Below are 24,289 nucleotides of genomic sequence, written 5' to 3' on the forward strand. Positions count from 1 at the left end.
AGATGGTAGAAGAAGCAACAAGATACTCAGACGCGGATTTAGCTGAGTTCAAACAGATAATCTTGAACAAAATTCAAAAAGCACAATCAGATTTAGATTTAATAAAAAGTGCTTACATGAATGATTTGAATAACGGTACTGACGATACGTCTCCAACATTCAAAGCATTCGAAGAAGGAAGTGAAAGCATGTCTAAAGAAGCAAATTCTCAACTGGCTATTCGTCAGGAAAAGTTTATTCGTGATTTGAAAAACGCACTCTTCCGTGTAGAAAATAAAACATACGGACTGTGTAAAGTTACAGGCAAATTAATAGGGAAAGAAAGATTAAAAATCGTTCCTCACGCAACAATGAGTATCGAAGCAAAGAACTTGCAACGATAAACCTGTTGTTAAACAAGATTTAACGCTCCATTGGGAGCGTTTTTTTTGATTAAATTGTTATTTTTGCGCCATTAAAATATATAAAATGTCATTACGAAAAGCGTATCTCCTTATTTTTATTTTATTACTTGTCGATCAAGTTTCGAAAATATACATTAAAACTAATTTTATTCTAGGTGAAGAAGTTGAAGTATTCAAATGGTTCAAAATTCTTTTTATCGAAAACGAAGGAATGGCTTGGGGTACTGAAATTCCGGGTACGTACGGAAAATTATTCCTGACACTTTTTAGGTTGGTTGCTGTTGCTGGAATTGGTTATTGGCTGTGGGATTCTGTAGAAAGAAAACACAGTTCTAATTATTTAATTGTAGCCATTTCATTGATTTTAGCAGGTGCCTTCGGGAACATTATCGATTCTGTTTTTTACGGCGTTATTTTTGACGACAGTCAACAACAATTAGCCACTTTGTTTTCAGATCAACCTTATGGAACTTGGTTTCACGGAAAAGTAGTAGATATGTTTTACTTTCCTTTTTGGCATGGAAATTTACCAAGTTGGTTGCCAATTTGGGGCGGAAAAGAATTTACTTTTTTCAATGCAATTTTCAACATTGCAGATATGGCGATTTCTACTGGAGTCGGAATCTTGATTTTTTTCAATAAAAAAGCATTTCATCACGATTAGATTCAACGTTTTTTACCACATACAAAAAGACCTGTTCATGATTTGAACAGGTCTTTTTACTTTATTAGTTTTTGTTGTGTCCGGGTGCGTAACGTTTAGCGCTTTTCCCGCCATATATTTTTTTAGCTTGACCTGGAGGAAGTCTTTTAGCTTTATAGGTTGATCTGCTGGTTCCGGTTTGAATGCTGCAGTTTGAAAATGAAACTGCGAATAAAATAACCATAACGCTTACGGCAAATCTTGAATTTTTGAATGTTCTCATAACTTAATTGAATTGTATCTGATGCAAAAGTACGGATTAAAATTAAAACGAGTGAATTGAATTTGGCGTCACACAATAATCCAGTCGTATGTCACCTTCAAAAACATCAGTAATCAATTCTTCGGGTTCGAATAAAGAAAGTCCAATTTTAATTGCATCCGGTTTACATTCTGATAAAAAGGCATCATAAAATCCCTTTCCATAACCCACACGATTTCCTTTTTCGTCGAAAGCCAAAAGCGGAACAAAAACCACATCGATTTTAGTCGAAGGAATTTCAATGCCATCAACAGGTTCTGGAATGTTGTAGTCGTTTTTCTTGATTTTAGTATTGTCAGTCAATAGGAAATGCGTCATCTTTAGGGTGGCAAAATCAGCTTTGGAGATAATAATTTCCTTGTCTTTTCCAGATAATATGTGAAGAATAAATTCGGTATTTATCTCTTTTTGTTCTGTAATAGGTAGAAAAATATGAAAGTAGGTTTGCTCCCAAAGAGGAAGTGTCAGTATTTTATTGGCTATAGCCAAACTCTTTTCCTCGATTTCATTCTCTGAAAGGGAATTCCGTAAGGCTTTGTATTTTTTTCGTAACGCAGTTTTGTCCATTATAGTAATTTTATTCGCCTTCTTCTCCAAAAGCATTTGACAAATGATAAATGGCATCGCCTTCATACACAATTGGGGAATGATTGGCATTTATAATGTAACCATCGTTTGGCGCTTTTACTTTTCGCTCAAACTTTCCGAACGGATCAGTTATGGTCGCAAGAATAGTTCCTTTTTTTACAAATTTCCCTACAGTGTCGTAATCATATAATAATCCGGAGCATTTGGCTCGTATCCAGCCTGATTTTTCAATATAGATGGTGTTGAATTTCTGATGGACTACAGTATGTTTTGGGTCTAGCATATCAAGGTGCGAAAGCAGACGTTTCGCTCCATTTATGCCTTCGTCGGCGATACCGTTATTAATATCTAATGACTTTCCGCCTTCAAAAAGTAACATTTTGACATCCATTCTTTCGCTGGAACTCCTAAAGGATCCCATTATGTTTCTGGAATATAGGGTGAAAGGCGCATTAAAGACATCGGCCAGGATTTTTAATTCCGGATTGTTATGCGTTATTCTAATTTGTGGTGCGTTGAAACGGCTGGCTCCACCGGCATGAAAATCGACGGCATATTCAACCAAGGGCATGATTTCGGCTAAAATATGAAATGCAAATCGGCTGGCCAATGAACCCGTTTTGCTTCCCGGAAACACGCGGTTTAAATCACGACCGTCTGGAAATTCTCTGGATTTATTAACAAATCCATATACGTTTATGACTGGAATACAAATGATTGTACCTTTTTTTGGCTTGTTAATTTTTTTGTGAATAAGCTGCCTCACGATTTCTACTCCATTGATTTCGTCGCCATGAATTCCTGCCGAGAAAAGCACTATGGGACCGTCAAACTTTGAGCGTCTTACCATAATGGGGATGTTCAGTTTTGTTGTGGTATGTAATCTGGCAATTTCGACATTGATGGTTTTGCTTTCGCCAGGAATAATGCTTTCGCCAAAAAGAACGATAGGTGTGTTATTGATTTTCATCATAAGTTCTTGAAACGATAAAAATAGGGATTATAACGAATTAGAAACTAAAATTTGATAAAAAATTTGCCAGAAAGATTTCAAGAGTATTGATTTGTATTTCGGGATTTTTGAGATTAACTTTGTTACATGAATCCAACAACTTTAGCCTTACAAATTCAAACCTTACCTGATAATCCTGGCGTATATCAATATTACGATAAAGAAGGAAAGATTCTATATGTGGGCAAGGCCAAAAATTTAAAAAAAAGAGTTTCTTCTTATTTTAATAAAATTCACGATACGGCCAAAACTAATGTGCTCGTAAAGAAAATTGTCACGATAAAACACATTGTGGTTCCTACGGAAACCGATGCCCTTTTATTAGAAAATAATCTGATAAAAACCTTGCAGCCGCGTTACAATGTGTTACTGCGGGATGATAAAAGTTATCCGTGGTTGTGCATCAAGAAAGAACCTTTTTCGCGCATTTTTGCGACTCGAAGAATGGTAAAAGATGGGTCGGAATATTTTGGTCCGTATACCAGTTTCAAAACCGTAAGTACTATTTTAGAATTGATTAAAGAGTTGTATCCGCTTAGAAGTTGCAATTATGATTTAAGTAAAAGCAATATCGAAAGCGGGAAATTCAAGGTGTGCCTCGAATATCATATTGGTAATTGTATGGGGCCTTGCGAAGGATTAGAAACTTTAGAAAATTATCAAAAGCAGGTGGATGCGATTCGCGAAATCTTGAAAGGAAATTTCAAAGAAAGCATGAAGGATTTCAAGCGGGTCATGACGAATCTAGCTGCGGATATGCATTTTGAAGAAGCCCAAAAAATAAAAGAGAAAATCGAAGTTCTGGAGAATTACCAATCGCGGTCCACGATTGTAAATCCAAAAATCACTAATATCGATGTGTTTTCAATAGTTTCGGATGAAAGCGCGGCTTATGTGAATTTCCTTCAAATTTCGCATGGTTCAATTATTCGTTCGCATACGATGGAAATTAAAAAGAAATTGGATGAATCCGATGAAGAATTATTAGAATTGGCGATTGTCGAGCTACGGGAGCGTTTTCATTTATTATCCAGAGAAGTCATCGTTCCGTTTCACGTTGATTTAGGTGAAAATTTAAAGATCACCGTTCCACAATTGGGAGACAAAAAGCAAATTCTGGATTTATCCATTCGAAATGCAAAATTTTACCGCATTGAACAACTCAAGCAACTTCAAATTGTAGATCCGGATCGCCATACTAAAAGAATTATGGCGCAAATGCAAAAAGATTTGCGATTGCCGGTAGAGCCAAGACACATTGAATGTTTTGATAACTCAAATATTCAGGGAACGAATCCCGTGTCGGCTTGTGTTGTTTTTAAAGATGGAAAACCAAGTAAGAAGGATTACCGTCATTTTAATATAAAAACGGTTGAAGGACCTGATGATTTTGCCTCTATGACCGAAGTAGTATACAGAAGATACAAACGATTGCTGGATGAAAACCAACCGTTACCGAATTTAATAATTATTGACGGTGGAAAAGGACAATTGTCTTCGGCATTGAAAAGTATCGATGAGCTGGGATTACGCGGAAAAATAGCCATTATTGGTATTGCCAAAAGACTGGAAGAGTTGTTTTACCCGGGAGATTCTATTCCGTTATATTTAGATAAAAAATCAGAAACACTCAAAATAATCCAGCAATTGCGAAACGAAGCGCACCGTTTTGGGATTACGCACCACCGGGACAAAAGGAGTAAAGCAGCGCTGAATTCTTCGATAGAATCCATTCCGGGCATTGGAGAAAAAACCATGTTGACTTTGATTCAGCATTTTAAAAGTGTTAAAAGATTGAAATTAGCGACAGAAAAAGAAATTTCGGACGTTATAGGTATATCGAAAGCCAAAAAAATTACCGAATTTTACAAGGCAACAAAGGAAAATTAATATTCGCCCATTCTATCACGGAACAAATGGCTGCTTATGAAGAAAATCGCACTATTATTCATTGTTTTTGCCAGTTTGGCTGTGTTTTCGCAAGAGCAAAAACGACCTAAAATAGGTTTGGTTTTGAGTGGTGGTGGTGCAAAAGGATTTGCTCATATTGGAGTTTTGAAAGTATTGGAAGAAGCCGGAGTCAAGATTGATTACATTGGCGGAACCAGTATGGGAGCTGTTATTGGGGGACTTTATGCTTCGGGATACAATGCTAATCAGATTGATTCTATTTTTCAGGCGACAAATTTCAATGAACTAATCAACGATTTTATTCCCAGATCTTCTAAAAATTTTTACGAAAGAAGAAATGATGAATTGTATGCGTTAGTTCTGCCGTTTAATAAAATGAAAATTGGAATTCCGGAAGCCTTGTCTAAAGGAATGTATAATTATAATTTATTGAGCACAATTACGAGAAACGTAAGACACATAAGGGATTTCAATCAACTTCCGATTCCTTTTTTATGTATTGGTACTAATATTGAAACCGGTGAAGAAGTCCTGTTAAACAAAGGAAATTTGGCGCAGGCCATGATTGCAAGCTCCGCGTTTCCCTCTTTATTTTCCCCTGTTGAAATTGATGGAAAAATTCTGGTAGATGGTGGAGTTGTTAATAATTATCCCATTGAAGAGGTACGAAAATTAGGTGCTGATATCATTATTGGGGTCGATGTTCAAAATGATTTATACGACCGAACACAACTCAGAGATGCCACTAAAATTTTGGTGCAAATCACGAATCTTCAGTCTATCGAGCGAATGAGGAAAAATGTAACCAACACGGATATCTACATTAAACCGGATGTGACTCAATATGGAGTGATTTCATTTGACAAAGGAAACGAAATTATAAGAAAAGGGGAAGAAGCTACCTTTGCGGTTTACGAACAAATAAAAAACATTGTCGATGAGTCCAACCCGTACCGGAAACCAAAGTTAGAATTACGTTCCGACAGCATACAAATTAGAGCAATAAACAGCAATGAATTAGATAATTACACGAAAGAGTATGTCATTGGGAAATTACGATTTAAGCCGGGGACAAAAACGTGTTACAATGATTTATTAAAGGGAATTAATAATATTAATGCCACAAAAAATTTCAGTGCCATATCGTATTCCTTGGAAGCAAACAAGGAAGATGTTGACCTAAATATTAGTTTGAGAGAAAATCCGACAAAAACTTATTTGAAATTCGGGTTGCATTATGATAATTTATTCAAAAGTGGGGTGTTAGTAAATTTGACTCGTAAAAAAACACTTTTTAAAAATGATATTGCGTCATTGGATATTATTTTAGGCGATAATTTCAGGTACAATTTAGATTATTACATTGAAAATGGATTTAATTTAAGTTTTGGTTTCAAATCCCATTACAACCAATTCAATAGAAATGTGGCTAAAGAAATCAGTAGTACAACATTTAATAATCCGGATATAAATTCCATTAATATTGATTTTACTGATTTTACAAATCAAGCTTATTTTCAATCGTTATTTGTTCAAAAATTTTTGATTGGTGGCGGAGTAGAATTGAAATTTTTAAAAATAAAATCTGAAACACTCGCCAATGTAGATCCAATAATTGACAACAGTAATTATTTAAGTCTTTTTGGGTACATGAAATACGATTCTTTTGATAATAAATATTTCCCCAAAAAAGGATGGTATTTCACAGGCGATATTCAATCGTATTTGCTTTCTTCGAATTATACGGGCGATTTTAAACCATACTCAATTGCCAAGGGTGATTTTGGGGTGGCAGCAACTTTATTTAAAAACGCGACAATAAAATTACAAACTGATGCTGGATTTTCTTTTGGTCAGCAAAGCGTTGCTTTTTTTAATTTTATTTTGGGAGGTTATGGTTATAATCCGCTTAATAATTTCAAGTATTTATATGGCTACGATTATTTAAGCTTGGCTGCCAATAGTTACATAAAATCAACGGGAACGGTAGATTATGAGTTCTACAAAAAAAACCATATCAATTTTTCGGCAAATTTTGCTAATATTGGTGATCGGATTTTTGAAACGGTGGATTGGATTTCAATTCCAAAATATTCTGGTTATGCCGTCGGATATGGTTTGGAAACAGTCATTGGACCCATAGAAATAAAATATTCCTGGTCCCCGGAACAGCCCAAAGGATTTACCTGGTTCAGTATTGGGTTTTTGTTTTAATTATAATTTATTTCAATAATAATTCCGATATTTGTTATAATGAAAACAAAATGGCTAGGTTTATTAGAGTATCTTCAATTTCTTATCAAGAGAAATCCTGAGTAACTGCTCTTTTTTTGATTTATCATAGCACATTATAAAGTACTCTCAACTTTAATTTGTTACACTTTTAAACAAAAAAATCATGCCTTTATACCACAAATTAGGGATTTTTCCTCAAAAAAGACATACACAATTCGAAAAACCAAATGGTGGTTTGTATTACGAACAACTCTTTGGCACAGAAGGATTTCACGGTAATTCGTCCTTATTGTATCATGTTCACAGGCCTACGCAAGTCAAGGAAATTCTCAATTCTTATTCGGTGGAACCAAAAATTGCCATTGGAAAAAACATCAAATCATTACTTTTAAAAGGTTTTGAGTTAAAGCCCGAGGACGATTTTCTGGACAGCCGCAAAGCCATGTTGGTCAATAAAGATTGTATCATTGGATTAGCCGCACCCAGACAATCATTACGCAGTTATTTCTATAAAAATGCCGATGCCGATGAAATGATTTTCATTCATAAAGGCAAAGGAAAATTGCGCACCATGATGGGAAATATTCCTTTCGAATATGGAGATTACTTGATTATCCCTCGTGGAATGATTTATCAAATTGATTTTGAAACTTCGGAAAACAGGTTGTTTTACGTCGAATCATATGCGCCTTTTTACACGCCAAAACGCTATAAAAACGAATCAGGTCAACATCTAGAACATTCGCCATTTTGCGAACGCGACTTCATTTTGCCAAACGAGTTAGAAACGCACGATGAAAAAGGTGATTTTCTAATCAAAATCAAGAAAGAAGGAATGATGCATGAAGTCGTTTATGCCACGCATCCCTTTGATGTCGTAGGTTGGGACGGTTATAATTTTCCATACGGATTCAGTATTCACAATTTTGAACCCATTACAGGTCGGGTACACCAGCCACCACCAGTTCATCAAACTTTCGAAACTTCAACTTTTGTCGTTTGTTCGTTCGTTCCACGATTGTACGATTACCATCCAAAAGCCATTCCGGCGCCTTACAATCACAGTAATATTGATAGTGATGAGGTCTTATATTACGTAGATGGGGATTTCATGAGTCGCAACAATATAGAACAAGGTCATATCACATTGCATCCAAAAGGAATTCCTCACGGACCGGCGCCAGGTGCTATGGAGCGCAGCATTGGTCATACAGAAACCCACGAATTAGCGGTTATGGTTGATACCTTTCGCCCGTTAATGGTTACCGAAGAAGCGATGGGATTGGACGACGGCCAATATTATAAATCTTGGGTAGAGTAATTAGGAGCTATTTACTGTTGTACGCTCTATCTTTTCCTGGCTAAAGAGGCCATAAAAAGGTAATTGCGAGAGCAATTCGACCATCAGGGCTAGGGCTTTAGAGTAAACAACAACATAATTTTAAATTAATAAATCCGTGTACATCTGTTTTATCCGCGTCATCGGCGTTCCAAAACTAGCAATACCGAATCAAAAAATAAATCACAATGAGCAAAGAACTTAAATCAGTAGAGTACGGACTAGAAAAAATATTCGAAGGAGCGCAAGATTTCCTTCCATTATTAGGAACCGATTATGTAGAATTCTACGTAGGAAACGCAAAACAATCCGCACATTATTATAAAACCGCTTTTGGTTACCAGTCATTGGCGTATGCAGGATTAGAAACCGGAGTACGAGACAGAACATCGTATGTGCTGAAACAAGATAAGATCCGCATTGTATTGACTACGCCATTAACACAAGATTCTCCAATACACGAACATTTGAGAAAACATGGTGACGGAGTAAAAGTGGCTGCACTTTGGGTCGAAGATGCAACAAGCGCATATGAGGAAACAATGAAACGTGGTGCGCGCTCTTTTATGGAACCAACAGTCGAGAAAGACGAATTTGGAGAGGTGGTGCGTTCCGGAATTTACACGTATGGGGAAACGGTTCATATTTTTGTGGAACGAAAAAATTATAATGGTGTTTTCCTACCTGGATATAAGGAATGGAAATCCGATTACAATCCAGAGCCAACCGGATTAAAATATATAGACCACATGGTAGGAAATGTGGGTTGGAACGAAATGAATACATGGGTAAAGTTCTATGAAGACGTAATGGGATTTGTGAATTTTCTTTCTTTTGATGACAAACAAATCAATACTGAATATTCCGCGTTGATGAGTAAGGTAATGTCAAACGGAAACGGAAGAATCAAATTTCCAATCAACGAACCTGCTGAAGGAAAGAAAAAATCGCAAATCGAAGAATATTTAGATTTTTACGGTGGACCCGGAATTCAGCATATTGCTATTGCAACGGATGATATAATTAAAACGGTATCTCAATTGAAAGCGAGAGGAATCGAATTCTTATCCGCTCCACCGCATGCCTATTACGAGGCCGTTCCGGAGCGATTGGGTGATCACATGAAAATGATGAAAGAAGATTTGAATGAAATCGAGAAACTAGCTATTATGGTCGATGCCGATGAAGAAGGATATTTATTGCAAATTTTCACAAAACCGGTGCAAGACAGACCAACCTTGTTTTTTGAGATCATTCAAAGAATGGGTGCCAAAGGTTTTGGTGCAGGGAACTTTAAAGCGCTATTCGAATCAATTGAGCGAGAACAACAATTGCGAGGAACGTTATAAAAACCGATTATTTTTATATATAGTGAAAAAAAAACCGATGAGTAGCATGTTTTTTTGTAAATGTTGTGTTAAACTTTATTTTTAACAAATATAACTGAATTTGTTAGCTACCTTTGCACTCGCAAAAAGGGAAGGGGTGGTTTCCTTCCTAATTTCATATAAATTTCATAGTTTATAGTTTTTTGGTTAGTTAATAGCATAAAAACTCAGTCATTTTTTGACTGAGTTTTTTTGTTTTGATATATTTGGAACAAAATTTGATCGTGCAGTCAATAAATTGACAAATTAAGTAATGAAAAAACTAATCTTATTCTTTGTATTGATTATAACAGTAAGCTTTGATTCTCCTCAGGAAGATGCTTACGATGTGGGGGAATTTTTTAAATTCAGAATACATTATGGAATAGTGAATGCTGGATATGCAACATTAGAAGTAAAAGATGCAACGATAAATAATAAAAAAACTTTTCATGTTGTTGGGAAAGGTTACACCACAGGAATGTCCCGGTTTTTCTTTAAAGTAGATGATTTATACGAAAGCTACATTGATAAGGAAACGAGAAATCCATACCGCTTTGTTCGAAAAATTGATGAAGGAGGCTACACTAAAAATCAAGAAGGTTTTTTCAATCAGTCCGTCAATAAAGTTGTCGTAAAAGATTACAAACACAAAACCGAAAAAACGCTTTACATTCCAAAAAACACACAAGATATACTATCAACATTTTATTACTTAAGGAATCATCCTAATATTGATAAGTTAAAAATTGGCGAATCGGTGGCAATTGACATGTTTTTTGATGATGAAACTACTAAATTCAAGCTAAAGTTTATTGGAAGGGAAGATATTACCACTAAATTTGGCGTTGTTCCGGCAATGATTTTCCGACCCTTGGTACAATCAGGACGTGTTTTTAAAGAGCAAGAAAGTCTTACGGTTTGGATCTCGGATGATGACAATAAAGTGCCATTGAGAATAAAAGCTAGTTTGGCAGTTGGTTCAATTAAAGCAGATATAGATGCTTATAGAGGTTTAAGAAAACCTTTTAAAACAAAACAATAATGAGCAATAACGGCAATTCAGAAGCTATTTTAAAAGAAATTGAGCATAAATATGAAGCAATAAATCAAAAAACGGAAACGCAACTCGAAGGGTTATTGTGGTCAAAACCAATTACATATTGGGATTATATCCAAACGGATGCTTTATTAAATCTTCAAATTCAAAGAACCACCCTACCTGACGAAATGGTTTTTATCATGTACCATCAGGTTAATGAATTGATATTTAAAATGATACTGTGGGAAATGAAACAAATTTCCTATTGTGAGGCTATTAATACGGTTTTTTTTACCGAAAGATTAATGCGAATCAGCCGTTATTTTGATATGTTAACCACCTCTTTCAGCATTATGGGAGACGGAATGGAAGTCGAACAGTACATGAAATTTAGAAATACACTCACACCTGCGAGTGGTTTTCAGAGTGCGCAATATCGCCTAATAGAATTTTCTTCCACTGACCTAATAAATCTTATTGACTACCGTTATAGAGATACAATTGACAGAAATACCTCTTATGAGTTTGCACTGGAGCATTTGTATTGGCAAGCCGCCGGTAAAAATTATCACACTGGAAAAAAATCATTTTTACTGGAGGAATTTGAAAAAAAATATAAGAAGGAATTCCTGGCTCACATGGAGGAATACAATATCATAAACATTTGGCAAAAATTTAAACAATTGCCGGAATTGGATCAAAAAAATCCCGAATTAGTTCAAGCGATGCGTCATTACGATCACACCGTGAATATTACTTGGGTGATGCAACATTTAAATACAGCAAAAAAATACATTGATCAAAGTGGAAAAGGAGATGGAGAAGCTACTGGTGGAAGTGACTGGAAAAAATACATGCATCCAAAATACCAGAGAAGAATTTTCTTTCCGGAATTATGGAGTAGCCATGAATTAGAAAATTGGGGAGTAGAAATGTAGATTGAATAAAAAAACAAGGTTTGAAACAAATATTTATAATTATAATTGCGCTATTTACTTTAGGATCATGTGATAAAAAAAAGGAAATAGTACCGCAAAAAGTAGTAAAACTTATTGCTAAAAAGAGCGAATTTGGATTTGTTCTTGCTAATTTTAATATCGTTAATGATACTGTAAAAAGGGGCGACACTTTTGGAACAATTATTCAAAATCAGAATATTGGGGACCGAAAAGTATATGAAATTGTTTCCAAAGTGAGAGATGCTTTTAATGTCAGGAGTATAAGAATTAGCAGACCTTTTACATTATTAAGGTCCAAAGATAAAAAACACAAGTTACAGGTTTTTATTTATCAACCCGATGCGCTGAGTTATTACGTAATTGATATGCGGGACACAGCGGTAGTTGTTTATAAAAAAACCAAACCCATTACAATTAGGCGACGCACCATTGGTGGAGTTTTGAAAGAATCATTGTCGGAAACTTTAGGCAATGCTAAAATTGAAGGAGCTCTAGCGAATAAAATAGCTAAAATTTACGCCTATTCAATTGATTTTATGAAACTCAAAAAAGGAGATCGTTTTGCGATAACTTTTACAGAGCGCTTTATAAATGATTCCGTTTATGATGGAGTGGAAGAACTGGAAGCTTCGTTTTTTGAATACAAAGGAAAAATTATTTATGCATTTCCTTTTGCTCAGAATTCGAATAAAATAGATTATTACGATGAACAAGGGAAAACACTGAAAAATTTCTTTCTTAAATCTCCAATAAAATTCAGCAGAATATCCTCTCGATTTTCCACAAGTCGTTTTCATCCGGTACAACACCGCTGGAAGGCACACAAAGGAACGGATTATGCGGCACCACGCGGAACTCCTATCACAGTTACGGCAGGAGGTGTTGTAGAGCAAAGTGGTTTTTCGGCCGGAAACGGGAATTTTGTAAAAGTAAAACACAACGGAACCTATTCTACACAATACCTGCACATGTCAAAAATATTAGTTAGACGCGGACAGCGTGTCAATCAAGGTCAGGTCATTGGTTTGGTAGGAAGTACTGGTTTGGCAACAGGTCCACATGTGTGTTATCGATTTTGGAAAAATGGTAAGCAAGTTGATGCGCTAAGGCTTAAACTGCCTACTGGCGAACCCATGGGCGGGATTAACAAAAGTCGTTTTCTGGAACAAATAACACCTTTAAAATTTCAGTTAGACAGTATTGCTAATTTATAATTTAACAATGCATACCTCTTTAAAAATATATATAGCTTTAAAACTGAAATGCTTCCGATAATTATAGATGGTCACTATTTAGTGTTTTTCGCGCTAAATTGTGATATAGTCGAAAACTCATTTACCGTTAAAACTAATTTCAGTATTTTTGCCAAATTCAAATAATACTACAAAACACCTAATTAATGGCTTTAAATACGATAAACCCAACAGAAACAAATGCTTGGAAGAAACTTGAAATGCATTACAACGAAATGCAAAAAGCTTCAATGCAAGAATTATTTCATTTGGACGCAACTAGAACTGAAAAATTCAATTTGAAATGGAATGATTTTTTAATTGATTATTCAAAGAATATTATTAATCAAGAAACACTTCAGTTGTTATTAGAATTGGCAGACGAAGTTGGACTTAAAAGCGCTATTGCAGAATATTTTGATGGTGCGATAATCAATCAAACCGAAAATAGAGCAGTGCTTCATACCGCATTGCGAGCGCAAGAATCAGCAGTTATAAATGTTGATGGAAAAAATGTAATTCCGGAAATATTTGAAGTAAAAAATAAAATAAAAGAATTTTCAAATGAAGTTACTTCAGGTGAAAGAACGGGTTACACAGGAAAACCTTTCACGGATGTCGTTAACATAGGTATTGGAGGTTCAGATTTAGGGCCTGCTATGGCAGTTGAAGCATTGCAATTTTACAAAAATCATCTTAATGTTCATTTTGTTTCAAATGTTGATGGCGATCATGTTAATGAGATTATAAAAAAACTAGATCCGGAAACTACCCTTTTCGTGATTGTTTCTAAAACATTTACCACGCAAGAAACATTGACTAATTCTGAGACCATCAGAAAATGGTTTTTATCCCGAGACTTCGGAACAACTGAGGAAGATATTGCTAAACATTTTGTTGCGGTTTCTACCAATATGCAAAAAGTAACTGAGTTTGGGATAAACCCAGACAATGTATTTCCTATGTGGGATTGGGTTGGCGGAAGGTTTTCTTTATGGAGTGCCGTTGGACTTACGATAAGTTTAGCTATCGGATACGATAATTTTGATGAATTGCTACAAGGAGCTAATGAAATGGACGAGCATTTTAGAACTGCTAATTTTGATCAAAATATGCCAGTTACTTTAGCATTATTAAGCATTTGGTATAATAATTTTTTTGGTGCCGAAAGTGAAGCTTTAATTCCATACACACAGTACTTACAGAAATTAGCCCCTTATTTGCAACAAGGAACGATGGAAAGTAATGGTAAAAGCGTGGGACGTGATGGGAAAACTGTCAACTACCAAACCGGAACTATTATTTGGGGCGAACCAGGAACGAATGCACAACATGCTTTTTTTCAATTAATTCATCAAGGGACAAAATTAATTCCTGCAGATTTTATCGGTTTTGTAACTCCTTTGTATGGAGACGATAACCATCATGATAAATTAATGTCTAACTTTTTTGCACAAACGGAAGCGTTAATGCACGGAAAAACCGAAGCACAGGTTCAGGCAGAATTTGATAAACAAGGAATTTCAGAAGACAAGGCTAAATTTCTTTTGCCGTTTAAAGTTTTTACTGGAAATAAGCCTACCAACACTATTTTAATTCAGAAATTATCTCCAAAAACTTTAGGTTCTTTGATTGCTTTGTATGAACATAAGATTTTTGTACAAGGAATTATTTGGAATATTTTTAGTTTTGATCAATGGGGAGTTGAGTTAGGAAAACAATTGGCAAATTCTATTTTAGATGAAATTAATACGAAAACAGTTAAAGGTCATGATAGTTCTACAGCCTTTTTATTGAATTATTTTCTTGTTAATAAGTAGTTTTGCAAATACTAATTGTTTTTATAATTTTAGTTCTGCTATTAATTTGCAACTCTCTTTCTTTGGATTTTTTAAAATTTAAAAGCCCTGGTTATAATTTAATCAGGGCTTTTTTATGGATAAGTAACTCTGTTATAGTAGTTTTATAAAAAAAATATGATTTATTCCAGAATGTAATATTAGTTTTTTTTTGTGAAAAAATTAATAAAAAATTAATACGATGAGTAATATTACACGTTTTTAACAAAAAAAACGAGTTTATCATTTTAAGTAAAAATTCCTACCGGAAAAAGATATTATTCTTAACGTTGTGTTAACTTTTTAAGATAAAAATGTTATATTTTTGCTGAAATTTAATAAACTAAACAAAAAACAAAAATGAAAAGAATTATTTTTATTTTGATTATTTTTTTATCAGTTGTAGGTCATTCGCAGGTTACTAGTTCTGCTATGTCTGGTACTGTTAAATCAAATTCTGGAGAGACTCTGCCTGGAGCTTCAGTTGAGGTTGTTCACAAACCTACTGGAACAAAATATTTCTCTACAACAAGTGCTAATGGAGGATATGCAGTTCAAGGTATCAGACCAGGAGGTCCTTACACAGTAAAAGTAACGTACGTTGGTTACAAAACAACTGAAATCACAGAAATCAATGCTCCTTTAGGGAATAACTTAACTGTAAATGTTGTTATAGAAGAAGAATCAAATGCTTTGAATGAAGTAATTGTTTCTACAAAATCCAAAGGGAATTTTAATAAAGGAAGAACTGGAGCATCGCAACAATTTTCTAATAGAGAAATCACAGCAGTGCCAGTAACGGGAGCACGTTCAATAAACGCTATAACGAAGTATAATGCAAACGCAGGTAGTAATGGTACTTTTGGAGGACAAGATTCAAGATTAAATAATTTTACAATTGACGGATCGGTTTTTAATAATGGTTTTGGACTAGGTAATGATTCACAAGCAGGAGGTAGAACAGGTTCTACTGCGATTTCTTTAGATGCTATTGAACAATTGCAGGTAAGCATTGCACCTTATGATGTACGTCAATCAGGATTTTTAGGGTCTGGAATAAATGCAGTTACTAAGAGTGGAACTAACGAAATAGAAGGATCAGTTTACAATTCATTCAGAAGTAACAAAAAAGATTTTATTGGAAATAAAGCAGGAGACAACATAGTTATTCCTGGAAAATTTGATGAAAAAATTTGGGGAGCTAGAATTGGAGCACCGATCATAAAAGACAAATTATTTTTCTTTGGAAATTTCGAAACTATAGAAAACATTAGCCCGGCTACAACGTGGACTTCAACAGGTTCTGCACAAGCAAGCGCTCAGGTTTCCGCGCCTACTTACGCGCAGATGGAAACACTTTCTAATTTTTTACAGGATAAGTTTAATTACACCACTGGACCATGGGAAAATTATGATGCCGAAAGAATTTCAAAAAAATTCCTTGCTAGAGTTGACTGGAATATTAATAGCAATCATCAATTGACGGCTCGTTATGTGTTTCACAACTCCAATTCTGACGAGTTAACTTCAAACTCTTTTTCATTAGGAAATGGTAATAGGAGAACAAGTCCGCTTGCAATGTCTTTCAAAAATAGCGGATACGTTATTCAGGATAACACTAGATCAGCAGTTTTAGAATTAAACAGTAAATTAAGTAATTCTTGGTACAATAACTTTATTGCGGGTTACGACAAACAAATTGAAGATAGAGCGTTACAAGGTGGTGGTTTATTTCCAACAATTGACATTTTAAACGGCTCAAATACTTACATTTCTGCAGGTTTAGATCCATTTACACAGGGCAATAAACTGTCCTATTCTACTTTACACTTTACTAATAATTTGACCAAAACTATTGGTAAACATTCATTATTGTTTGGAGCTAACTTTGAGTATTTCAAATCAAGTAACTTGTTCTTCTCAGGTTCAAACGGTGTTTATATCTTTAATTCATTAACTGATTTTTACGCTGCGGCTACTCAATCAGCAAATACTGCAGGAGCGCCATCTACAACAGCTCTTCCCGCGCGTTTTCAGTTTAGATATTCTGCTTTACCAGGAGCGCAAGAGCCATTGCAAATATTTAAGTCTAATAAATTAGATTTATATACACAGGATGAAATGAAATTGAGTGATCGATTCAAATTAACAGTGGGTCTTCGTGCTTCTGCAGTATGGTTTGCTGACACAGCCCTTGAAAATCCTGCAGTTACTGCTTTAACTTTTGGACAAGGACAAAAATTCAACACTGGTGACATGCCTGATACCCAATATTTGTTTGAACCAAGAGTTGGTTTTAACTTAGACTTAAATGGTGATGCAAGTACTTTACTTCGTGGAGGTAGTGGTGTTTTTACAGGTAGAGCTCCTTCAGTTTTTTTATCTAATGCTATTGGAAATAATGGTGTACTGACAGGATTTGTTGACGTGAGTGGTCCAGCATTGGCATCAGGAGGATATGGTTTTACTCCAAATCCTAATGATTATTTTATTCCAAATACACCAACTCTTCCAACTACATTTGAATTGGCTTTCACCAACAAAAAATTTAAGTTTCCTCAAGTTTGGAAAACTAATGTAGCGGTTGATCAAAAACTTCCTTTCGGATTTGTAGGTACAGTTGAAGGGATTTTTCAAAGAAACATTAATGCGATCCATTATTACAACAGTAATTTTGATGCGCCTGTTGGAACTTTCAGTGGTCCGGATAAAAGACCAAGATATGCGCGTACGGATGCGGGTGTACGTGTAAATGATAATGTTTCCAGTGCAGTTGTTTTAACTAATACTGATAGAGGATATTTTTATTCTACAACTTTTAAATTAGAGTATCCATATAAAAAAGGTCTTTGGGGATCGTTCGCTTACACACATTCAAGCGCTAATGATTTATTATCTCCGGGTTCTATTGCTTCTGGTTCATGGACAGGTGCTAGATCTGTAAATGGTAATAACAATTTGCCATTAGCATTATCTAACAATAATACTCCACATAGATTAGTTGGAATTTTAGGATACAAAATCGAATATGGTAAAAATGTTGGCGCGGCGACTTCAATCAATTTAGGATATATTGGTGAACAAGCTGGACCATTTTCTTATTCTTACGGAGGAGATATGAATGGAGACAGAGTAAGTAACAATGATTTGATTTTTGTGCCATTGAAAGCATCAGATATTCAATTTTCGAATATTACAGCTGCAGATTTAAATTCTTCTTTAAGAGGAACTCCAGCAGGGAACGTAATAGTTTATACAACAGCACAGCAAGTTAATGCTTTTGACCAGTACGTTGACCAAGATAAATATCTTTCTACAAGGAGAGGTCAATATGTTGAAAGAAATGGCGGAGTCTTGCCCATGTTGCATAGATTAGATTTATCAGCAACACAAGATTTTTATATCACAATAGCTGGTAAAAAAAACAACTTCCAATTTAGAGCTGATATCTTAAACTTTACAAATTTCATTAATAAGGATTGGGGTGTTACACAAAGAGTTACAAATGTTAATGTTTTAAATTATAGAACAACGACTGCAAATGTTCCTTTTTATCAGTTAGCAACTCAAGTACAGGCTGATGGAAGTAGAGTTTTAATTAAAGATACTTTTCAGAAAAATGCTTCAACTTTTGATGTGTGGCAAGCACAATTTACACTTAGATATATTTTTGGAAAATAAGCGTATTAAAAGCAATTGAATATTTAAAACCACGTTGAAAAACGTGGTTTTTTTATGCCTTTTTTTCTTATATTTGTTAAAACAAAAACAGTATTTATGTACGATTTAATTCAAAAATTTCATTCTGGTTGGGCTTATTTAGCACTTTTAGTATTAGTGGTTGCTGTGGTTAACTCCTTTGTCGGGATGTCTTCTAAAAAAGATTTCACTTCAAAAGATCGAAAAATTGCATTGTTTGCTTTAATAGCAATTCACATTCAATTATTAGTTGGTATCATTTTATACTTTGTGTCACCATTAGGTTTAGCTTCATTTGGACAAATGGCTGACAAAGCATTACGCCTAACGTCTTTAGAACATCCGTTGATCAATATCATTGCGATTGTTCTTATTACAATTGGTTGGTCCAAACATAAAAAGTTAATGACAAGCGAATCTAAATTTAAAACTTTTTCTATTTTTTACGGTCTAGGTTTATTACTTATTTTGAGTAGAATACCATGGAATATGTGGTTATAAAAACCGAATAAAGCTCTAGAAATAGGGCTTTTTTTATCTAGGTATGGTTTTTGTTTTACTAGACTAAATTAACAGAAAATATTTATGAAAAAATCAATTACTTTATTTTTTTTACTGACATTTACAAGCATACTAAGTAGTCAAAGTACAATCAGACAGAAAACGTTAATCCAAAAAGACTCAATCAAAAATAGTAAACTAGTATTAGAAAGTCAAGACAAGAAAATTGATTCTTTAAATAATGCATCAAGCGTTTTTAAACCTTTTAAAAGAGCGGCTCATGCATCGTATTATGCCGATAAGTTTAACGGAAGAAAAACTACAAGTGGAAGAAAATTTGATAATAATAAATATACGGCAGCACACAAAAAACTCCCTTTTGGAACAAAAGTAAGAATTACCAATGAAAAAAATGGCAAATGGGTAATCGTCGAGATTACTGATAGAGGTCCTTTTGTAAAGTCCAGAGAAATTGACCTTTCAAAACGGGCGTATATGGATATTACTTCCAATAAAGGTAGCGGAGGAATGTTAGTCACGATAGAAGTAATGACTAAATAATTACCAGCTTTTGAAAGGATTATTGCTTAAGTAAGCATTGTAATACCGACTGTCGCCGGTTAGTTCAGTATCCAACCAATCTGGTTTTTCAAAGGTCTCCGTTTCAGAGTTAAGCTCAATTTCTGCCACGATCAATCCTTCATTGTCTCCATAAAATTCATCTACTTCAAAAACATGATGGCCCTTTTTTATTTCAAAACGGGTTTTCTCAATCACACCTTTTTCACATAAAAGCAATAGCATTTGAGCTTCTGGTACCGGAATTTCTTTTTCCCACTCAAATCGGGATAATCCTGTATCATTTGACGCTCCTTTGATCGTCAGAAATCCTTTGTCGCCTTTTATGCGAACGCGAACCGTACGCGCTGGATTTGAATTTAAATAGCCTTGTGCGATGTGGTTTTTTGCAAAAGCTTCCGTTTTGAATGAATCATCTTTTACTTTAAATTTTCTTTCTATTTCAATCATTTTAGTATTTTTTATAAATAGCGTCTGCTAATTTTTTTGTTTTATCTCTTCTCTTGCTTCTGACTTTTTAGTTCAATTTTTAGTATTTAAAAAAAGGACTTCTTGGATTGCTCTTTTTTTAACTTTCAAAAGAGTGCTTTTTAATTTAAAATTTAACGTATAGTTGTATGGCATCGTAATTCAAAGGTATGAAAATATTTACTTTAATAAATTTTGATTCCTGAGTCTGTCTTATAAGCCGTAATTTTATGAATAAGTAACAGTAGTTTGTTTTCTGATTTGTATTTTTACAAAAATTGAACTAATACAATGAAGGCATTTTTCAAAGCAAAACCAAAGCCAACTATTGCTGGGCTTTTAACGGAGTTTTTTGGCGAAGCGCAGTCTTGGCGTGAAACAAATGATAGTTTGGAGCCTTTAATAGAGTTGATTCGGTTGATTCGACCTGTAAAAATCAAAAATGTGCAAAGGGTAGATTTACAAGAAATCATTTTATTTTTGAAAGAAAATTATTCGTGTCGAGAACAGTTTTTTACTTATCTTAAAGAAATTTTAAAAGATAAAAAGTTCAATAAAATTCTTGCTGATGCGGCAATTCTTCAGGATGTAGATTTTATTTTTGAAGTAAAAAAAAGGATTTTCGCAAAATTATTGCCGTATCAACCCCAAAAAGATACTTTAGAATATATTCTTAATCAGGTTTTTTATTTAGCGAATGACGGGATTTGGATCAACAAAATTCCATTAAGTCAGTTGGAAGAATTATATAATCTTTTGAGGTTTAAATCCATTTACGACAGTACAGAACCAAACTCAGTTTTATCGGAATTATTAGTTTCCATGCATTTAATTACACAGCGGATCAGTGGTCGTGCGATGGAAACTGATGTAATTAAAATGGTACCGGAATATGATGATCTTGAAAGTCCTTTTTCAGCTTTTGAAAAGGAATTATTCCTAATTGAAGAGCGGATTAGAAGTTCAGATAGTCATTATATCGCGCCGGATGATTTATCGTATGCACAGCTGCTGGTTTTGCATAAACAATGCGTAGAATTTGTAGATAGAGCATTTCATAACAGTTCAAAATATGGAATTTCACTTCGAGTGAACCAAAATTTATTAAAAATTAGACAGCAATTAGAACGCTTGAAATTTTTGATTTCGTTATTGATTGTCGGTAAAGAAAAAGACAAAAAATACAATGGAATTATATTGGCGTTGCGATTGATAAAATTCAATTGTTATAAAAATAATGTTCGAAAATTTATTGGAGAAAGCACACAATTGATTTCGTATGAAATCACACAACACACGGCAAAAACAGGAGAACATTATATTACAGAAAGCCGAAAAGAATATTATAAAATGTTCAAAACAGCATTGGGTGGAGGTTTCATTGTAGGGATTTTATGTGTTATCAAAGTGCTGCTCTCTAAAGCTGATACGAGCTTTTTTGGGCATGCGTTTTTGTATAGTATGAATTATGCATTTGGTTTTATTGCCATTTATCTTCTCGGTTTTACTTTGGCAACTAAACAACCAGCGATGACAGCTTCGGCTTTAATAAAAGCATTGGAGGAAGGCGTGATAAAAAAAGGAAAAGATTCTGAAAAGTATACCGCTTTCGCTATTCTTTTTGCACGCGTATTTCGTTCTCAGTTTATCGCATTTGTAGGGAATGTTATCATGGCTTTTCCTGTTTCATTACTCGGAATTTGGCTTATAGATTATACAGCACACTACAATATTGCGGCTACTAAATGGGAAAGTTTACTGATCGACATTAGTCCAATTCATTCCCCAGCTGTTTTTCATGCGGCGATAGCAGGATTCTTTCTGTTTTTATCTGGGATTATTTCAGGAAGTGTTGCTAACAGAGACAAACACAATCAAGTTTATTTCCGGATTACAGAGCATCCTTTTTTTAAAAGAAATTTAGGAAAAGCTAAAACTTTGAAATTAGCCGAACTGTATGAAAAAAGAGGAGCTGGAATTATTTCTAATTTCTGGTTTGGTATTTTTATGGGAAGTACGGCTTCGGTAGGGTTGTTTTTAGGATTGAATCTTGATATTAGACACATCACTTTTGTAAGTGGTAATCTTGCTTTAGGTTTATATGGAGCAAATTATCAAGTAAGCAACTCTATGTTGTTTTGGGGTATTTTTGGAATTGGTGTTATTGGAGCGATTAACTTTATCGTGAGTTTCAGTCTTTCACTCGGACTTGCCTTTCGTTCCAGAGCCATTTCATTATATGAATTACGATTTGTTACCGTTTCCATTTGGAGTCATTTCAAATCAAATCCTGTCAGTTTCTTTTTTCCGACAGAAAAGAAAGCTAAATCAGTTGTAGTCGAAAATTATTTGCACGTCGAGGACCGGAAAAATTCTTAGTGTGTCAGTCATTTGATAATAATAACGGTTGTGCAATGCAATTAAGATGCAGGAGTTAATTCTAAATAGAAAAATTATACACGTCGATATGGACGCTTTTTATGCCTCGGTGGAGCAGATGGATAATCCGTTTCTGAGAGGTAAGCCTATTGCCGTTGGGGGTTCTGACAGCCGAGGAGTTGTAGCAGCGGCAAGTTATGAGGCTAGAAAATTTGGAGTCCGAAGTGCAATTAGCGGAGCTTTGGCTAAGAAAAATTGTCCGGAACTCATTTTCGTTAAACCCCGATTTGACCGTTACAAGGAAATTTCGAATAAAATTCAAAAAATCTTTCACGATTATACAGATTTAGTTGAGCCATTATCACTTGACGAAGCGTATTTAGATGTTACTATTAACAAAAAAGGAAATCCAAGCGCTACATTATTGGCAGCGGAAATAAGACAACGTATTTTTAAGGAAGTGGGTTTGACTGCTTCGGCTGGAATATCCATCAATAAGTTTGTAGCCAAAATTGCTAGTGACTACAATAAACCAAATGGACAAAAAACGGTTAATCCGGATGATGTAATTTCATTTTTAGAAGCGTTGCCCATTCGGAAATTTCATGGTGTAGGGAAAGTTACCACTGAAAAAATGTACCAACTTGGAATTTTTACCGGAGTAGAGTTAAAGAATAAATCTTTGGAATTTTTGGAAAAGCATTTCGGAAAATCAGGTGCTTACTATTATCATGTGGTTCGAGGGATTCACAATAGTGAAGTGAAATCCAATCGAACAACAAAATCAGTTGCTGCGGAACATACTTTTGATGTTAATCTTTCGTCTGAAATTTTCATGATGGAGAAATTGGAAAGTATTGCTGCAGCGTTGGAAAAAAGGCTAAAAAAATACGATGTCGCTGGCAAAACAGTCACTTTAAAAATCAAGTATAGCGACTTTACTCAGCAAACCCGCAGTAAAACCTTGCCGTATTTTATTGCTGATAAAGCATTAATTCTCGAAATCGTTAAGGATTTGTTATTTCAGGAACGTATGAAAGATTCTGTTCGATTGCTTGGCATTTCATTAAATAATTTGAACACAGAGGAGAAGAAGTTTGTTGTAGTGCAGTTAAAATTTGATTTTTAGGTGTTTAAAGCATGTTCAACAATGGTTAAAGTTAGATAATTGCTGTTTTATCGTTACAAATAAATTTACATTTGTCTCTTTAAATCGATAAATCATGAGTAATTTTAAAGAATATGAAGATGCTATTGCGGTGTATCACAATGGTTTAAACGTAAAGACAGCTCCAATTTTCTGTTGGGATTTTCACAATGAATTTTTGACTGAAGTAAAGAGCTTTTTTTTGGATTTAAATAAATTAAATTCAATTGCTTCCAAAAATAAATGGGTTCAGAATAACTGGGATTTAAAAAGCAGTCTCAGAGATGAAGTTGTAGTTGTCACTGATGCAAGATTAAGCATTGTTTTTGCTTCACACAACATCGTTAAAATGAATGGCTATTTAGAACATGAAGTATTGGGTAAAAGCCCAAAGATGTTTCAGGGTGAAGCAACCAATCACATTACTTCAAATGAAATCCGATTAGCAATATTAGATCAGCAACCTTTTGAGAAAGTTGTAATGAATTATAAAAAGAACGGAGAAGTTTATGCTTGTCTGATAAAAGGATATCCTGTTTTCAACATCAAAGGCGAATTGAGTCATTATATCGCTTTTGAGAAAGCTGCATAAAAGAGAAAACCTTTCCAGTCTGGAAAGGTTTT

The 24,289-nt window shown here is 34.5% G+C and carries 20 protein-coding genes; 16 read left to right on the forward strand and 4 right to left on the reverse strand.

Annotated features, from left to right (window positions below; all coding sequences use genetic code 11):
• Window positions 1-2 precede the first annotated feature (2 nt).
• Both ACP7AV_RS02835 and ACP7AV_RS02840 read left to right on the forward strand, forming a co-directional pair.
• Window positions 3-383 carry a TraR/DksA family transcriptional regulator gene (locus ACP7AV_RS02835; protein ID WP_426062336.1) on the forward strand — a complete coding sequence of 127 codons (381 nt, stop codon included), beginning with the start codon at window positions 3-5 and terminating at the stop codon, window positions 381-383.
• A gap of 85 nt (window positions 384-468) precedes the next feature.
• Complete coding sequence (locus ACP7AV_RS02840; protein ID WP_091203469.1) at window positions 469-1,068, forward strand: lipoprotein signal peptidase; 600 nt, start codon at window positions 469-471, stop codon at window positions 1,066-1,068.
• A gap of 64 nt (window positions 1,069-1,132) precedes the next feature.
• Here ACP7AV_RS02840 and ACP7AV_RS02845 read toward each other — a convergent pair whose 3' ends face one another.
• The 3 genes from ACP7AV_RS02845 to ACP7AV_RS02855 are packed head-to-tail and all read right to left on the reverse strand — an operon-like array spanning window position 1,133 to window position 2,927.
• Window positions 1,133-1,330: a hypothetical protein gene (locus ACP7AV_RS02845; RefSeq protein WP_091203470.1), complete on the reverse strand. Its 198-nt coding sequence runs from the start codon at window positions 1,328-1,330 to the stop codon at window positions 1,133-1,135.
• A 42-nt stretch (window positions 1,331-1,372) separates the two neighbouring features.
• Window positions 1,373-1,936 carry a 5-formyltetrahydrofolate cyclo-ligase gene (locus ACP7AV_RS02850; RefSeq protein WP_426090680.1) on the reverse strand — a complete coding sequence of 188 codons (564 nt, stop codon included), beginning with the start codon at window positions 1,934-1,936 and terminating at the stop codon, window positions 1,373-1,375.
• Between the two features lie 10 nt (window positions 1,937-1,946).
• Window positions 1,947-2,927, reverse strand: a complete 981-nt coding sequence (locus ACP7AV_RS02855; RefSeq protein WP_426090797.1) for a succinylglutamate desuccinylase/aspartoacylase family protein — start codon at window positions 2,925-2,927, stop codon at window positions 1,947-1,949.
• A gap of 129 nt (window positions 2,928-3,056) precedes the next feature.
• Here ACP7AV_RS02855 and uvrC point away from each other — a divergent pair, with 129 nt between their 5' ends.
• From uvrC to ACP7AV_RS02910, 11 genes are all read left to right on the forward strand, one after another.
• Window positions 3,057-4,859, forward strand: coding sequence for an excinuclease ABC subunit UvrC (gene uvrC, locus ACP7AV_RS02860; protein WP_426090681.1), 1,803 nt, complete (start codon window positions 3,057-3,059; stop codon window positions 4,857-4,859).
• Between the two features lie 36 nt (window positions 4,860-4,895).
• Window positions 4,896-7,094: a patatin-like phospholipase family protein gene (locus ACP7AV_RS02865; RefSeq protein WP_426090682.1), complete on the forward strand. Its 2,199-nt coding sequence runs from the start codon at window positions 4,896-4,898 to the stop codon at window positions 7,092-7,094.
• A gap of 184 nt (window positions 7,095-7,278) precedes the next feature.
• Window positions 7,279-8,436: a homogentisate 1,2-dioxygenase gene (locus tag ACP7AV_RS02870; protein WP_426090683.1), complete on the forward strand. Its 1,158-nt coding sequence runs from the start codon at window positions 7,279-7,281 to the stop codon at window positions 8,434-8,436.
• 206 nt (window positions 8,437-8,642) lie between these two features.
• Window positions 8,643-9,803 carry a 4-hydroxyphenylpyruvate dioxygenase gene (gene hppD, locus ACP7AV_RS02875; protein ID WP_426090684.1) on the forward strand — a complete coding sequence of 387 codons (1,161 nt, stop codon included), beginning with the start codon at window positions 8,643-8,645 and terminating at the stop codon, window positions 9,801-9,803.
• A gap of 292 nt (window positions 9,804-10,095) precedes the next feature.
• Window positions 10,096-10,866 (forward strand): DUF3108 domain-containing protein, encoded by a 771-nt coding sequence (locus tag ACP7AV_RS02880; RefSeq protein ID WP_426090685.1) that lies wholly within the window; start codon window positions 10,096-10,098, stop codon window positions 10,864-10,866.
• Complete coding sequence (locus tag ACP7AV_RS02885; RefSeq protein ID WP_426090686.1) at window positions 10,866-11,801, forward strand: tryptophan 2,3-dioxygenase family protein; 936 nt, start codon at window positions 10,866-10,868, stop codon at window positions 11,799-11,801. Before ACP7AV_RS02880 ends, ACP7AV_RS02885 begins: the two co-directional genes overlap by 1 nt.
• Before the next feature lie 20 nt (window positions 11,802-11,821).
• Complete coding sequence (locus ACP7AV_RS02890) at window positions 11,822-13,036, forward strand: peptidoglycan DD-metalloendopeptidase family protein (protein WP_426090687.1); 1,215 nt, start codon at window positions 11,822-11,824, stop codon at window positions 13,034-13,036.
• Window positions 13,037-13,221: 185 nt separating this feature from the next.
• Window positions 13,222-14,874, forward strand: coding sequence for a glucose-6-phosphate isomerase (pgi, locus tag ACP7AV_RS02895; protein WP_426090688.1), 1,653 nt, complete (start codon window positions 13,222-13,224; stop codon window positions 14,872-14,874).
• Window positions 14,875-15,252: 378 nt separating this feature from the next.
• Window positions 15,253-18,573 carry a carboxypeptidase regulatory-like domain-containing protein gene (locus ACP7AV_RS02900; RefSeq protein WP_426090689.1) on the forward strand — a complete coding sequence of 1,107 codons (3,321 nt, stop codon included), beginning with the start codon at window positions 15,253-15,255 and terminating at the stop codon, window positions 18,571-18,573.
• Window positions 18,574-18,669: 96 nt separating this feature from the next.
• Window positions 18,670-19,092 carry a hypothetical protein gene (locus ACP7AV_RS02905; RefSeq protein ID WP_426090690.1) on the forward strand — a complete coding sequence of 141 codons (423 nt, stop codon included), beginning with the start codon at window positions 18,670-18,672 and terminating at the stop codon, window positions 19,090-19,092.
• Between the two features lie 84 nt (window positions 19,093-19,176).
• A complete protein-coding gene (locus ACP7AV_RS02910) occupies window positions 19,177-19,653 on the forward strand; it encodes a septal ring lytic transglycosylase RlpA family protein (RefSeq protein ID WP_426090691.1) in 477 nt (158 codons plus the stop codon).
• Here ACP7AV_RS02910 and ACP7AV_RS02915 read toward each other — a convergent pair whose 3' ends face one another.
• Window positions 19,654-20,121, reverse strand: coding sequence for a CYTH domain-containing protein (locus tag ACP7AV_RS02915; protein WP_426090692.1), 468 nt, complete (start codon window positions 20,119-20,121; stop codon window positions 19,654-19,656). It abuts the gene before it with no gap.
• Between the two features lie 309 nt (window positions 20,122-20,430).
• Here ACP7AV_RS02915 and ACP7AV_RS02920 point away from each other — a divergent pair, with 309 nt between their 5' ends.
• From ACP7AV_RS02920 to ACP7AV_RS02930, 3 genes are all read left to right on the forward strand, one after another.
• Window positions 20,431-22,518, forward strand: a complete 2,088-nt coding sequence (locus ACP7AV_RS02920) for a recombinase (protein WP_426090693.1) — start codon at window positions 20,431-20,433, stop codon at window positions 22,516-22,518.
• 46 nt (window positions 22,519-22,564) lie between these two features.
• Entirely contained in the window at window positions 22,565-23,647 is a 1,083-nt protein-coding gene (dinB, locus tag ACP7AV_RS02925; RefSeq protein WP_426090694.1) for a DNA polymerase IV, read from the forward strand.
• Between the two features lie 94 nt (window positions 23,648-23,741).
• On the forward strand, window positions 23,742-24,257 hold the full coding sequence (locus ACP7AV_RS02930; protein WP_426062759.1) for a PAS domain-containing protein: 516 nt from the start codon (window positions 23,742-23,744) through the stop codon (window positions 24,255-24,257).
• Window positions 24,258-24,289: the final 32 nt, after the last annotated feature.

It is taken from the genome of Flavobacterium sp. DSR3-2 (genome assembly GCF_049896525.1).
Classification (GTDB): domain Bacteria; phylum Bacteroidota; class Bacteroidia; order Flavobacteriales; family Flavobacteriaceae; genus Flavobacterium.

Coding starts and splice junctions, on each gene's coding strand:
- ACP7AV_RS02835 (WP_426062336.1), top strand. CDS start 3: ATGGTAGAAGAAGCAACAAGATACTCAGACGCGGATTTAGCTGAGTTC.
- ACP7AV_RS02840 (WP_091203469.1), top strand. CDS start 469: ATGTCATTACGAAAAGCGTATCTCCTTATTTTTATTTTATTACTTGTC.
- ACP7AV_RS02845 (WP_091203470.1), bottom strand. CDS start 1,330: ATGAGAACATTCAAAAATTCAAGATTTGCCGTAAGCGTTATGGTTATT.
- ACP7AV_RS02850 (WP_426090680.1), bottom strand. CDS start 1,936: ATGGACAAAACTGCGTTACGAAAAAAATACAAAGCCTTACGGAATTCC.
- ACP7AV_RS02855 (WP_426090797.1), bottom strand. CDS start 2,927: ATGAAAATCAATAACACACCTATCGTTCTTTTTGGCGAAAGCATTATT.
- uvrC (WP_426090681.1), top strand. CDS start 3,057: ATGAATCCAACAACTTTAGCCTTACAAATTCAAACCTTACCTGATAAT.
- ACP7AV_RS02865 (WP_426090682.1), top strand. CDS start 4,896: ATGAAGAAAATCGCACTATTATTCATTGTTTTTGCCAGTTTGGCTGTG.
- ACP7AV_RS02870 (WP_426090683.1), top strand. CDS start 7,279: ATGCCTTTATACCACAAATTAGGGATTTTTCCTCAAAAAAGACATACA.
- hppD (WP_426090684.1), top strand. CDS start 8,643: ATGAGCAAAGAACTTAAATCAGTAGAGTACGGACTAGAAAAAATATTC.
- ACP7AV_RS02880 (WP_426090685.1), top strand. CDS start 10,096: ATGAAAAAACTAATCTTATTCTTTGTATTGATTATAACAGTAAGCTTT.
- ACP7AV_RS02885 (WP_426090686.1), top strand. CDS start 10,866: ATGAGCAATAACGGCAATTCAGAAGCTATTTTAAAAGAAATTGAGCAT.
- pgi (WP_426090688.1), top strand. CDS start 13,222: ATGGCTTTAAATACGATAAACCCAACAGAAACAAATGCTTGGAAGAAA.
- ACP7AV_RS02900 (WP_426090689.1), top strand. CDS start 15,253: ATGAAAAGAATTATTTTTATTTTGATTATTTTTTTATCAGTTGTAGGT.
- ACP7AV_RS02905 (WP_426090690.1), top strand. CDS start 18,670: ATGTACGATTTAATTCAAAAATTTCATTCTGGTTGGGCTTATTTAGCA.
- ACP7AV_RS02910 (WP_426090691.1), top strand. CDS start 19,177: ATGAAAAAATCAATTACTTTATTTTTTTTACTGACATTTACAAGCATA.
- ACP7AV_RS02915 (WP_426090692.1), bottom strand. CDS start 20,121: ATGATTGAAATAGAAAGAAAATTTAAAGTAAAAGATGATTCATTCAAA.
- ACP7AV_RS02920 (WP_426090693.1), top strand. CDS start 20,431: ATGAAGGCATTTTTCAAAGCAAAACCAAAGCCAACTATTGCTGGGCTT.
- dinB (WP_426090694.1), top strand. CDS start 22,565: ATGCAGGAGTTAATTCTAAATAGAAAAATTATACACGTCGATATGGAC.
- ACP7AV_RS02930 (WP_426062759.1), top strand. CDS start 23,742: ATGAGTAATTTTAAAGAATATGAAGATGCTATTGCGGTGTATCACAAT.